The sequence below is a fragment of the Nocardia sp. NPDC051911 genome, from assembly GCF_040681035.1.
Lineage (GTDB): Bacteria > Actinomycetota > Actinomycetes > Mycobacteriales > Mycobacteriaceae > Nocardia > Nocardia sichangensis.
Map to the genome: position 1 here is coordinate 99,624 of NZ_JBFAXY010000009.1, position 11,925 is coordinate 111,548.

The 11,925-nt window shown below is 68.2% G+C and carries 13 protein-coding genes and 1 tRNA gene; 7 read left to right on the top strand and 7 right to left on the bottom strand.

The features are described from left to right. Positions 1-60 precede the first annotated feature (60 nt). The 3 genes from AB0L97_RS13635 to AB0L97_RS13645 all read right to left on the bottom strand — a co-directional run bounded on the left by AB0L97_RS13635 (position 61) and on the right by AB0L97_RS13645 (position 1,788). Positions 61-723: an SAF domain-containing protein gene (locus AB0L97_RS13635; RefSeq protein ID WP_355074602.1), complete on the bottom strand. Its 663-nt coding sequence runs from the start codon at positions 721-723 to the stop codon at positions 61-63. A gap of 87 nt (positions 724-810) precedes the next feature. Further along, a complete protein-coding gene (locus AB0L97_RS13640) occupies positions 811-1,110 on the bottom strand; it encodes an FmdB family zinc ribbon protein (RefSeq protein WP_355074600.1) in 300 nt (99 codons plus the stop codon). Positions 1,111-1,179: 69 nt separating this feature from the next. Continuing rightward, on the bottom strand, positions 1,180-1,788 hold the full coding sequence (locus tag AB0L97_RS13645; RefSeq protein ID WP_364428823.1) for a 5-formyltetrahydrofolate cyclo-ligase: 609 nt from the start codon (positions 1,786-1,788) through the stop codon (positions 1,180-1,182). Between the two features lie 67 nt (positions 1,789-1,855). Here AB0L97_RS13645 and AB0L97_RS13650 point away from each other — a divergent pair, with 67 nt between their 5' ends. The 5 genes from AB0L97_RS13650 (at position 1,856) to AB0L97_RS13670 (ending at position 6,424) form a co-directional block, all read left to right on the top strand. Next, complete coding sequence (locus AB0L97_RS13650; RefSeq protein ID WP_355074597.1) at positions 1,856-2,812, top strand: UTP--glucose-1-phosphate uridylyltransferase; 957 nt, start codon at positions 1,856-1,858, stop codon at positions 2,810-2,812. Positions 2,813-2,957: 145 nt separating this feature from the next. Further along, entirely contained in the window at positions 2,958-4,214 is a 1,257-nt protein-coding gene (gene glp / locus AB0L97_RS13655) for a gephyrin-like molybdotransferase Glp (protein WP_356963844.1), read from the top strand. 12 nt (positions 4,215-4,226) lie between these two features. Further along, a complete protein-coding gene (locus tag AB0L97_RS13660) occupies positions 4,227-4,877 on the top strand; it encodes a GNAT family protein (RefSeq protein ID WP_355074593.1) in 651 nt (216 codons plus the stop codon). Positions 4,878-5,139: 262 nt separating this feature from the next. Further along, on the top strand, positions 5,140-6,261 hold the full coding sequence (gene glpR / locus AB0L97_RS13665) for a gephyrin-like molybdotransferase receptor GlpR (RefSeq protein ID WP_364428829.1): 1,122 nt from the start codon (positions 5,140-5,142) through the stop codon (positions 6,259-6,261). A 90-nt stretch (positions 6,262-6,351) separates the two neighbouring features. Next, positions 6,352-6,424, top strand: a tRNA-Ala gene (locus AB0L97_RS13670). A 256-nt stretch (positions 6,425-6,680) separates the two neighbouring features. Here the strand turns inward: AB0L97_RS13670 and AB0L97_RS13675 are convergent. Beyond that, positions 6,681-7,877, bottom strand: coding sequence for a cytochrome P450 (locus AB0L97_RS13675; protein ID WP_364429111.1), 1,197 nt, complete (start codon positions 7,875-7,877; stop codon positions 6,681-6,683). Between the two features lie 537 nt (positions 7,878-8,414). After that, on the bottom strand, positions 8,415-9,059 hold the full coding sequence (locus AB0L97_RS13680) for an HAD family phosphatase (protein WP_364428832.1): 645 nt from the start codon (positions 9,057-9,059) through the stop codon (positions 8,415-8,417). 538 nt (positions 9,060-9,597) lie between these two features. Between AB0L97_RS13680 and AB0L97_RS13685 the strand changes: the two genes are divergently transcribed. Together AB0L97_RS13685 and AB0L97_RS13690 are read left to right on the top strand one after the other, a co-directional pair. Further along, the gene (locus AB0L97_RS13685) at positions 9,598-10,299 is read left to right on the top strand and encodes an RDD family protein (RefSeq protein ID WP_364428835.1); all 702 of its coding nucleotides are present in this window, start codon (positions 9,598-9,600) and stop codon (positions 10,297-10,299) included. Positions 10,300-10,303: 4 nt separating this feature from the next. After that, positions 10,304-10,513 carry a hypothetical protein gene (locus AB0L97_RS13690; protein ID WP_364428838.1) on the top strand — a complete coding sequence of 70 codons (210 nt, stop codon included), beginning with the start codon at positions 10,304-10,306 and terminating at the stop codon, positions 10,511-10,513. Positions 10,514-10,561: 48 nt separating this feature from the next. Here AB0L97_RS13690 and AB0L97_RS13695 read toward each other — a convergent pair whose 3' ends face one another. Together AB0L97_RS13695 and AB0L97_RS13700 are read right to left on the bottom strand one after the other, a co-directional pair. Then, positions 10,562-11,092 carry a hypothetical protein gene (locus AB0L97_RS13695; RefSeq protein ID WP_355074585.1) on the bottom strand — a complete coding sequence of 177 codons (531 nt, stop codon included), beginning with the start codon at positions 11,090-11,092 and terminating at the stop codon, positions 10,562-10,564. A gap of 325 nt (positions 11,093-11,417) precedes the next feature. Continuing rightward, the gene (locus tag AB0L97_RS13700; protein ID WP_355074583.1) at positions 11,418-11,870 is read right to left on the bottom strand and encodes a hypothetical protein; all 453 of its coding nucleotides are present in this window, start codon (positions 11,868-11,870) and stop codon (positions 11,418-11,420) included. Positions 11,871-11,925 lie beyond the last annotated feature (55 nt).

The following is an 11,925-nucleotide window of genomic DNA, read 5'->3' on the forward strand; positions in this document are numbered from 1 at the left end:
GCCGGTAGGCCCGATGCTAATGAGCCATCGGCGAATATTCGGCGAAGCATGATCGGCGGGTCAGTGAAAGACGACGGTGAGTGCGGTGCGCAGGGACGCGCCCGCGACGGCGGTGGCGTGCTCGGCGTCCATCGCGACCAAGACCACGCGTTCGGCGGCTCCCCTCCCCGCGCCGGCGCCTGAGACGAGCACTACGGCGGCATCGGTGGCGAGCGTGCGGGCGGGACGGGCGCCGGGCCCACCCGCGTCTTCGGCGCCGATCACGTCGACGCGATCGCCCGCGCGCAAGATGTCGGCGACCGCCGTATCGGCGAGGCGGACGGGCACGATCCGCGCCTCGCGGGAACCGGCCGCCGCCGCGGCCAAGCGCGGGCCGACGACGCGCAGGTCGGTGAATACCTCGCCTCGGCGCATGGCGCCGGTCAGCGTCGCGCCGACGAGCGCGCCGGGATCGGTGACCGCGCCCGCCGGTAGCGTGCCCGCCTCGCGCGGGACGGCGCGCAGGTCATCTGCCTCGAGAAGTCGTCCTGGCGCGAGGTCCCGGCCCGCGACGAGCACCGTGGTGCGTTCGGCGCCGGGATCACCACGAAGGAAGAGGAACGCCGCGAGCGCGGCGAGAACGGCGGCCAGCGATCGTCGGGCGAGGACGGCGTCGGCCCAGGGCGGGCGCTGCCACCCGGAGACATTCCAGCCGCGGCCGAGATCGGCGAGTGCGCGAGTCATGGCCGGATCCTATGGCCGGACGTGCGCTCGCCCGGCCAGGATCAAGGTGGGCTGTGGATAGGTGACCGGCTGTGGAAAACCGTCGAATCAGCTGGCTACGGCCGTGCTGGTGGACGCGGTCGACCCGCTCGACGAGCCGGAGTCGGAAGAAGTGGAAGACGAACTCGAGCTGCTGTCGGACTTGGCGGGCTCGCTGGCGGTGGAGGAGCCACCGCGGCTGTCGGTGCGGTAGAAGCCGCTGCCCTTGAAGACGATGCCGACCGAGTTGAACAGCTTGCGCAGCTTCCCGGAGCACTCCGAGCACACGGTCAGCGCTTCGTCCGTGAACGACTGAACGATGTCGAAGCGGTTGTCACACTGGGTGCACGCATACGAGTAAGTAGGCACAGGATCCTCCGCGGTGTTCGTCGATCTGGCACTCTACAGCCGACAGTGCCAACACCGCCAATCGGTGTTTCATTCCCCAGGGTAATCGTCGCCCAGCCGGCGCAGGCCACCGCGCGGCGTGAGCGCCCAGCCCATGCGCAGGTCGTGCGGTTCCTCCGGCAATCGGTCGACCAGTTCGTCGTCCCGGACCACCGCGACCAGGCGCGCGTCCGGCCGTGCGGCGGGTAGCGTGCGGTCGTAGTAACCGGCGCCGCGGCCGAGCCGCACGCCGCGCAGGTCCACGGCGAGAGCGGGGACGAGGATCAGTTCGGCGCGGGTGACGGTCTCCGGCGGCAGCACGGCGCCGGTGGGTTCCAGCAATCCGTAGCGGGCGCGGCGCATGGCGCTCGCTCCGGTGTATTCGGCCCAGCTCAGCGGTCCCGGCGGCCCGGTGACCGGCAGCAGTACCCGCGCACCACCGGCCAGCAGCGCGTCCAGCATCGCGGTCGATCCCGGTTCGCCCGCCACCGGTACATACGCGCAGACCCACCCGCGAGCGCTGACCGCTTCGACCGCTGCGGCCAGGGCGAACGCTTCCTTTTCGCGTTCCGTGGCAGGTATCACAGCTCGGCGGGCGAGGAGTTCGGTGCGCCATGCATGTTTGTCGCGCTCGCCGGGCATCTTCACAGTGATCACCATAGGCTCACCCCGGGACCGGTCGGCGCGACGCCGATCCGGCGGCGTGATGGATGGATAGGGTATGCGTATGACAGCAAAGGCCGGACAGCCCGGTGACGCCGCAGTGGTGTCGTGCTTCCGCACGGCCGTGGTGCCCGCTGCCGGGCTCGGAACGCGGTTCCTGCCCGCGACCAAGACGGTGCCCAAGGAACTTCTTCCTGTGGTGGACACACCCGGCATCGAGTTGGTCGCCGCCGAGGCGGCCGGTTCCGGCGCGGAGCGGCTGGTGATCGTCACGTCTCCGGGCAAGGACGGCGTCGTCGCGCACTTCGTCGAGGACCTGGTGCTGGAGAGCACGCTGGAGGAGCGCGGCAAGTTCAAGCTGCTGGAGAAGGTCCGCAAAGCGCCGGGACTGCTCGATGTCACCTCGGTGGTGCAGGAGGAGCCGCTCGGGCTCGGGCACGCCGTGGCCCAGGCCGAGCGGGCCCTCGACGCCGACGAGGACGTCATCGCCGTCCTGCTGCCCGACGACCTCGTGCTGCCCCGCGGCGTGCTGGATGTGATGTGCCGGGTGCGCCGCAAGCGCGGTGGAACGGTGCTGTGCGCCATCGACGTCCCCAAGGACGAGGTCAGCGCCTACGGTGTCTTCGACGTCGCGCCCGTGCCCGACGCGGTGAACCCGAATGTGCTGCGCGTCAAGGGCATGGTGGAGAAGCCCGCGCTCGCCGACGCGCCGTCGACGTTCGCCGCCGCGGGCCGGTACCTGCTCGATCGCGCGATCTTCGACGCGCTGCGCCGCATCGAGCCCGGCGCCGGCGGCGAACTGCAACTCACCGACGCCATCGCACTGTTGATCGCCGAGGGGCATCCGGTTCATGTGGTGGTGCACCGTGGGTCGCGCCACGATTTGGGCAACCCGGGCGGTTATCTTCGTGCTGCGGTCGATTTCGCACTGGAACGAGAGGAATACGGCCCCGCTCTGCGGGAGTGGCTGCAGCACCGCCTCGGTCCGGACTGGGATCCGCAGCTGACGACCGACGACTGACGGACCCGGCCGGGGGTTTCGCCGAGAGTGGACCGTCGGGTACGAATGATGGTCACCGCGGTGCGCGCGAATGCGCTTGCGCCGCGGCGGGATCGCGCGTGCGGGCGAGATCGGATGGAGTGCGGAGAGGATCAGGAAGGGCTGGATGCGCTCGGTTGAGGATCAGCAGATCAAGGTGACCGCCGCGGCGGTCGCGCCCCGGCCGGTCCGGGTCGCGATCTCCGAGGCCCAGGGCCTGCTGTGTGCCGAGGACGTCGTCACCGAACGGCCGTTGCCGGGCTTCGACCAGGCGGCCATCGACGGTTATGCCGTGCGCAGTGTGGACGTGGCCTCCGCGGGGGCCGACATTCGGGACGAAGAAGGCGAACTCGTCGACCTGACCCTTCCGGTGGTCGGCGAGGTGGTCGCCGGTTCACGTCAGCCGATCCGCTTGCAGCCTCGCCAGACCGTCCGGGTGGACACCGGCGCGCCGATGCCGACGCTCGCCGACGCCGTGCTCCCGCTGGATTTCACCGATGGCGGGCGGGCCAGGATCAAGGTGTACGAGCCGGTGCGCTCCGGCGACTACGTGCGGCGGATCGGTGACGACGTCCAGCCGGGCGATGTGGCGGTGCGTGCGGGAACCATCATCGGCGCAGCGCAGGTCGGGCTGCTCGCCGCGGTCGGTCAAGACAAAGTGCTGGTGCACCCGCGTCCGCGACTATCGGTGCTCTCCGTGGGCGGCGAGCTGATCGATATCGACCGCACCCCGGGCCCCGGCCAGGTCTACGACGTGAACTCCTACGCGCTGGCCGCGGCCGCGCGGGATGCGGGCGCGGACGTCAACCGTGTGGGCATCGTGAGTTCCGATCCGCGCAGGCTGCGCGACGTGGTCGAGGGGCAGCTGGTGCGCTCCGAGGTGGTCGTCATCGCGGGCGCGGTCGGCGGCTGGGCTTCCGAACAGGTCCGAGAGGCGCTGGAAGGCCTCGGCGAGCTCGAAATCACCCGCGTGGCCATGCATCCCGGCTCGGTGCAGGGCTTCGGGCGGCTCGGCCGCGACGAGGTGCCGACGTTCCTGCTGCCCTCCAACCCGGTGGGTGCGCTGGTGGTGTTCGAGGTGATGGTGCGGCCTTTGATCCGAATCGCGTTGGGGCGCAGGCATCCCATGCGCCGGATCATCAGCGCGCGAACCATCACGCCGATCAGTTCCATGGAGGGGCGCAAGGGGTACCTGCGCGCGCAGCTCATGCGAGACGAAGCCACCGGCGAATACCTCGTGCAGCCGCTCGGCAACGGGAACTCGTCCTCGCACCTGCTCGCCACGCTCGCCGAAGCGAACAGCCTGATCGTGATAGACCCGGACGACACCGACATCCGCACCGGTGACGAAGTCCAGGTCGCCTTTCTCGCACAGCGCGGCTGAGACGTGGAAGCTATGAACGTTTTCCGGGCCACGCAGCATCCGGGTTGGCCCGCGCGACTCGGCCCGGTTCGGGTGGCGGCGGGGCAGGTGACCTTGCGTCCGGTGCGGCTGCGCGACGCGGCGGCCTGGAGCCGGATCCGGTTGCGGGACAGAGCGCATCTCGAGCCGTGGGAGCCCACCGGCCGCGGGGCGTGGGAGGCGCGCAACCACGCCTCCAACTGGCCGTCGCTGTGGTCGAGCCTGAAGGCGGAGGCCAGGCGCGGCGCGATGATCCCGTTGGTGATCGAAGTCGACGGCGCGTTCGGCGGGCAGCTGACCGTTGGCAATATCGTGCGCGGCGCACTGCGCTCGGCCTGGATCGGCTATTGGGTGGCCAAGGATCTCAGTGGGCAAGGCGTCGCGACGGCGGCGCTGGCGCTCGGTCTCGACCACTGCTTCGGGCCGGTCGGCCTGCATCGGGTGGAGGCGACCGTTCGACCCGAGAATCTGGCCAGCCAGGCGGTGTTGCGCAATGTCGGTTTCCGGGAAGAGGGGCTGCTGCGGCGCTACCTCGACGTGGACGGCGCCTGGCGGGATCACCTGCTGGTCGGCATGACCGTCGAGGAACTCGCCGGAACGGTCCTGGACCGGCTGGTGCGAGAGGGGCGCGTCACCCTGCTGTAGAACCGGCCACCGGATCGCGGTGACATTGGTGGGAATGTGACAGGTGTGGCGGATGTGCACGGCGCGCCTGCCGGAACTTGGTGCTACCCGGAATTAGCCTACGGACGTCGATGGTGCGTCTTGTGCCATCGGCAGTGAGCCTGCGAGGGGATCGGCGTCCGCGCCGTCGCGTCGGACGGGGGCCGGCCGAGCGCGGGGCGTGTGACGCGCCGCTGGCGGGCCGAGCCGGAGGAAATCCAGGCGGGACGGAGGTGTTGACGCGATGCCGAATTCGATCCTGTGGATCGGTCTGGTCGTGCTCTGGGTCTTCGTCCTGTTCCCGATCCTCGCCGACCGTCACCCCAGAATCCGCCGGACCACCGACGCCGCGCTGGCAACCAGGGTCCTGCACCGCGGCGGCGGCAAACGGCGTCTCAAGAAAGGCCCGGCCGCCGGGCACGAAACCGATCCGAACTGGCGGCCCCGTGGGCGACACGATGGACGCCGCGTACCGAGAGAGTATCCCCACAGCGATGATGCGGAGGACCGGATGACGACACCGGCCGACGAGCCCGTCACCGAGACCGACGAGGAGAACACACCCGCGGCCGACGACGCCGTGGCATCCGACATCGCTGCCGCCGAAACGGACGACATCGAGATCGACGACTTCGCCTCCGCCACACCGGAGGAGGACGAAGCGGAGGACCGCGAGACGCGTTACGACGAGCCGGACGACGACGAAGCCGCCGAAGTCGCTGCGAAGATCGACGCGGGGACCGATGATGACCGCGTGGGCGCACACCACCCCGAGCCGGTCGCGGCCAGAATCCCGCCTGCGCGCTCCACCGCGCCCGCCATCGTGGACTACGACGAGTACGACGACTACGACGACGCGGGCCCGGACGAGCCGGATTTCGTCCCCAGCCGCCGTGGTCGTGGCGGCTACGATCCCGAGGCCGACGCCATCGCCCGCGCGGCCCGCTACACCTTCCGGCAGCGCGCCGTGCTCGGCCTGCTGCTCACCGCCATCCTCTTCGGCGCCCTCGCGTTCGTGTTCACCCCCATGCTGTGGTGGGGTTGCGGACTCGCCCTCACGGTGTTGGCGACCTATCTGGCCTACCTTCGCAAGCAGGTGCGGATGGAGGAGGAGATCCGCCGTAACCGGGCGGCCCGCCTCAACCGCGGCCACCAAGACGAAGCCGATCCACGCGCGCGCCGGGGCCGCGCCGGGCGCGGCACCATGGACCGCGACACCGCCCGCGCCATCCGTCGCCGCTCCACCCTGATCGAGCCCGACGACGAAGACCCCATGTTCGCCCACCTCGACCCCTTCGACCCGGCCACCGCCCGCGCCCTGCGCACCCGCACCAGCGGCGACATCCGCCGCGCGGCGGGCGCGTAGTGCATCGCATTTCCGCAGGTCAGGATACCGATTCGGAGTCTAGGGGGCTGGCCTGATACAGTGTCACAGCGCGGTTCCCCGGAACCGCACGGGGCTATAGCGCAGTTGGTAGCGCGTCTCGTTCGCATCGAGAAGGTCAGGGGTTCGATTCCCCTTAGCTCCACTGAATGGCGAAGCCGCAGGTCATTGGCCTGTGGCTTCGCTGTTTTTGGGCATTGTGCGAACACCCTGCGGCGGTTCAGTCATCGGCCGTCCTCCACACGGATCAGTGGTGGATCACCGCACCGAGCCGCGGCAGGACGAGTCGTTTCCAACTGCGCTCCACGGAATTCAGGTCGCTGGCCTGCGGCGGGTATCACTGCGGGCCATCGAGACGGTCGCTCAGTCGCTTCCGACGCGCGTGGGAGATTGCGAGATTCTCAGTACTCGTTCAACGGAGCAGAGGGGGGAAAGGTGACCGGTAGAGCCGCCAAGGACCGGTGGAAGGGGCCAGGCCGCCAGGTCGGTGCGTCGGCCGGTATGGCCAGCTGGATCTCGGGCAGCGCATCGAGAAGCTGATCGATGGCGTTTTGAGCGAGCAGGTAGGCCACCGACTGCGCGGGGCAGGCATGTGGGCCGATGCCCCACGCCAGATGGGAGCGATTGCCTGTGTGAGTCTCGGTCCGGATCTTGGGGTCGTTGTTGCAGCCGGCCATGCTGATGAGGATCGGCTGGTGCGCGGGCAGCCAGACGTCGTCGATGAGGATCGGCTGACGGGGGTAGGTGGTGAGGAGGTTCGCCAGCGGCGGGTTCTTGAACAAGACTTCGTCCAAGGCGTCTCGGGTGGACAGGTTCCCGCCGACGACACTTCCGCCGAAGCGTTCGTCGGTAAGGATCAGCAGCAGGGTGTTGCCGATCAGGTTCTGTTGCAGTTCGATCCCGGCGCCGTAGACGCTGTTCAGTTGGTGGATCATCTCCAGTTCATCGAGTTCGGCCGGATGCCGCAGTAGTAGCGAGGTGATGTCGTTGCCAGGATGGGTCCGTTTGAGGGCCAGCAGTTCCAGCAGCGCCTCGATGATCATCTTGTTGCCGTCCTCGGCATCGATCCCCTCGAACATCGCGGCCATGCCCGCGGCGACCCGCTGTCCGATTTCCGGCGGGCAGCCCAGCAGAGCATCGGTGACCGCGAATGCGAGCGGCAACGCGTACTGACTGATCAGATCGGCTGTACCGGCCTGGCAAAAGGTGTTGATCAGCGGGAGGGCGATCTTCTCCACCGTGGCATCGAGAGCGTACAGATCCACCGCGTTGATACTCGTGGTGATTGCCTGCCGGTAGCGCTGTAGGGCCGCTCCGTCGCTTCGACTCCCGGTGGGGCGCCACTCCATAAGCGGCAGGACGGGGCAGTCGGCCGGGATGTTCTGCTGCCAGGTGCGCGGATCGACAGGGAAGTGCTCGGGATCGTTGAGGATCCGCAGCGCGGTGTCATACCCGACCACCAACGTGGCCGGCACGCCCGGCGCCAGCTCAACCGGAGCCAAAGAGCCGTATTGTGCTCGCATTTCGTCGTAAACACGGTGCGGATCCGCGGCGAATTCCGACGAGTACAGCGACACCCTCGGACCTTCGGTAGCCATCGGCGAGCCGTGGACGACTGGACAGGCCGGGGTTTCCAGTCGGGACCGTGGCGTACTCAAGAATGGTGCTCCAGATGTTCGTGTGTGCTGTTTTGGGGACGCGGTCTTCGGCGCATCCCTGTTTTCGGTCGCCGAACCATTGCTGCAACTTCGAGAAGCGTACTTTCCAAGGGGATTTCGTGCCACTCGTTCCGCGCCGCATCGGCAGCAGCCGATGCGAGGTATCGTGCGTCGAATGCGGTTGGTGAAGGTCTGATGGGTCGATGGCGTGCTTTCTTGCCGCCTACGACCTGGCCCGCGGCGCGCCCTGGCACACGACCGCTCACATTCGCCGAGTACCTACTGGTGTGATTCGAATAGCCGGCCCTGCGACCGTCAGCAGGTTCGGGTTGTGCAGCATTAGGCCCACCAAAGGCGAGTGCTCGGGTAGAGCACTCGCCTTTTTGTTTCTGTGTGGCGTCTGGCCGGGCTCGTGTCCACCACCGAGCGGCATCGGTGTTGTGCCGATCCCGGCGATGCTGTGTGAACCCGCAGGACCTACGCGGCGATGGTGGTGACGCGGAGGTGCGCCTCGATATCGGTGGGGGAGCCGGTGTAGTGGAGGGTGCGTAGGCCGAGGCTTGCGGCGGCTTGGCAGTTGTCGGCGCGGTCGTCGACGAACAGGACGCGGCTGGGGTCGCGAACTCCGGTCGCGGCGAGGGCGTTTCGGTAGGTGTCGGGGTGGGGTTTGTTCATGCCGAGGCGGGCCGAGTAGAGGGCGTCGGTCATCAGGGTGCGCCAGTCGGAGGCGTCGAGGGCGTCGCCGACCGGGTGGGGTGCGTTGGAGAGCAGCACCATCGGGAGATCTGCCCGACGGGCATGGTGGAGGAGGGCTACGACGCGGTCGTCGGTCCGGGTCCACAGCGCGGTGTCGACGGCGCGCAACTGGGTGAGCAGTTCCGGGTCCGGGCGATGGCCGAGCACGGTGGTCCAGAAGTCCGCGTCGTCGAAGTCGCCGGAGTCGTAGGGTTCGCGGGCGCTCCAGAAGACATTTTGGAAGAGCTCGAGCTGGTCTGCGTGCCATCCGGCGAGTTCGGCGAGCTCGCTCCACATGGGAACAGTGGGCTGCAGGCCGATGACGCCGTTGTAGTCGAAGATGACCGCGTCGAGTTCCACGGACTGGTGCGGTAGGGCAGTAATCACCGGTGCTCCAAGGCTTGATGGGACGGACGGCCACGCCTGCGGGGCAGGGTGGCAGGCATGACGGCATGCCGTGGGGATGACGATTCCCGCCTCCTTCCATGACGGAAGAGGCGTGCGAACTGTGGATCGAAGGAAGGTTCCGCGAGTCAAAGGCTGGAGGTGGTGCGCGACGCTGCGCGAACAAGCCGAAACCTACCAAGGGGTACGTCGGGGTACCACTCGAGACGGGCCTTGGTGATCCGCTCCACAAAGTGCCGTCCGCAGGTCTCACCGGCGTCGGAATCGAGATCACTCACCGAGGTCGGCCGACAGTCTGCGCACGAATAACGTTCGGCGCTTGTCGTTCTCGGAGATGCGCAGTGCGTCGGGAGCCGCCGTCGGGCCCCATGGGCGGCAGGTCGAAACGCGATCGAACCGGGGCGGCTCGCTGACCGTCGGTCGAACGATGGATACCGGAACAACGTTGTGAGCTGCGACGATTCGTGCCGGAGTCGCCCCGGAGCGGGTGCCGTGTCGATTCGGGATGGAGGTGCTCGGGATGGCCGACGGGCAGGGGGCTGGGGACCTGGTTCCGGCAGGGCGGCGGGCGGCGGCTTGGTGGGTGGATTTCGGTCTCGTGCTGGGGTTGGCGGTGTTGTTGGGAGCGGTGACGCACTATCGGACCGCCGATTACCTTTCGGGCTGGGCGGATCTCGCTGGGACCGGCGTGTGGGATGTGATTCAGTCGAATGGGAACTGGGGTGGGGCAGGCAAGACGTTCGGTATGGAAGTCGTGCATACGGTGCTCGTCTTCATCATCGAAGCATTCGGCGCGTTGATCGTGGCAACGTTCGCTTATCAGTTCGCTGGATTGGCTTGGCAAGGACGGACTTTGGGCAAAGCCCTGCTCGATCTCCGAGTGGGGTCGGTGCGCGGCGGCGAGGACCGACTGGGGCGGGGGCAGGCGGCGCGGCGCGCTTTCGTGGGCACGATGACCGACGTCGGGCTGTACTCGTGCGCGTGCATCGCGCTATTGGCGGGCCGGTTCCTTCTGTCCTTCGTGCTGTGGCTGATCGCGATCGTCGTCTTGGTGATCAACGCGGTGTGCGTCTTCGGTTCGAGTCGCCGCTCCCTGGTCGATCGCGTCGCGGGAACCGTTGTCGTGCAGGCCGGAGTGTTGCGGAAGTCGTTGGAAACGGCCAGGGACCACTTGTCCGAGGACGCGGCTGGGAATTCACGGCCTGGAACGAAGGCATGCTGACCTCGTGCGCCAGAGTCGAGCCGTCGAGCACGTGGTGGCGATGGAACGGGGCGATCGCGGATACGACCCGGTAGCACCCGGTACCTTCTGCGACTCGATCAGCGCCGACTTGGACCGGTTGGTGACCCGCCGCCCGCACCGCGAACCACCTTCCGCCGCGACTCGTCCGAGGGAAGCGCCCAAGAAGGCGCGCTCGTGGACGAGGTGGTTCTGATACCGGGCAGCCTGCTCGCGCCGAGGAATCCCGCGCCTGCCTGCCGTCTCAGGCGGTGGCGGTTCGCAGTGCGAACCATCCCGTGCCGGGGTCGGCGTAGCCGTGGTACATCAGGCGCACTCGCTGATCGACTTCGAAGAGGCGATAGACCGCGAGCATGGCGCGGGCGGTCGCTTCCTGCTGGAAGTCGTCGATGCGGCGGTACCCGATCGGGTGCTCGGGCAGCAGCTCCAGGCGGGTGAGTTCGGTGGGATCGGTGACTTCCAGGCCCATCGGTGCGGCGTCGGTGATGTGGTGGTCGTGCAGGATGTCGTGGATCCGGTGCGGGTCGGGGCGGCCGGAGCGGAATCGGTGGACTTCGGCGCGCAGCGCTGGACCGGCGGGCTCGCTCTCGACCACGTCGATCAGTTCGGGATCGACGCTCGGTGTTCCGGTGTCCTCGGCGATCGGGGTTTGTTCGAGCAGGTGCAGCATGTTGCCGCCGGGAATCAGTGGCTCCGGGGCGAGGAACAGGGTGACCGTCGGGCAGACGCAGCCCTGGCCGAGCAGACAGACACGCATGTGGAACGAATCGGGCATGCGGCCCTCCTCCATCGGGACGGGCCGTGAGTAGACGGCCCTTTGCTGGATCGGGACTTCGTGGTGTGCCGATCGCGGAATCGCCCTGGCGCTTCTACGGTCGACCGTGCCGCAGTTCCCCAGTCTAGGAGCCGGGCACCGCCCGCGCATCGGCATCTTCCGCCTCGGTTCACGGAACATGGAGGCAGGAAAAGCGGGCGCAGGGTGCTGATCAGCCGGGCAGACGGCAGAGTCCGAGGGTCTTGCTGCGCAGGGCTCCGAGGCTGATCTTGTCGCGATATCGGACGCGGCGGTGAAGCGGGGACGTGGCGGGCGCAACCGCCGCTCAGCTGATCCGTATCTCGACCGGCGGAGCCGCTACATGCGGATAGTCGGTGGTCACGTCGACCCGCACTCGACCCGGGCCGGTGGGCAGGGCGGCGAAGACGGTCGCGGCCGGCTGATTCCGAGCGGTCTTGTCGCTGACGGGCACGGCCACCGTGCCTGCCGCGCCGGTGTCGAGGTTGCGCCAATTGGCGAACGCCGTGAAGGTGCACGGCATGCCCATCGGCGTGTCGCTGACGAAGCTGATGCCGAAACGGGCCGCCCCGGGCATTCCGGCGGGCGAGGAGACGCCCGCTCGGCCTTCGCCGTAGCAGGTGTCGCCGAAGGTGCGGATGACTCCGATGTTCACGAATGCGGGTTCGTCCGCGGTCGCGGGACCCGCCGACGCCGCGAACCCGCCGACGCACAGCGCCGCGATCAGGGCGCTTCGTCCGACCAACTGCCTGTTTCGCACTGCCGATCACGCTCCTTCTTCGTCGAATCGAGCACTCTCGGACGGTCATTGTGCC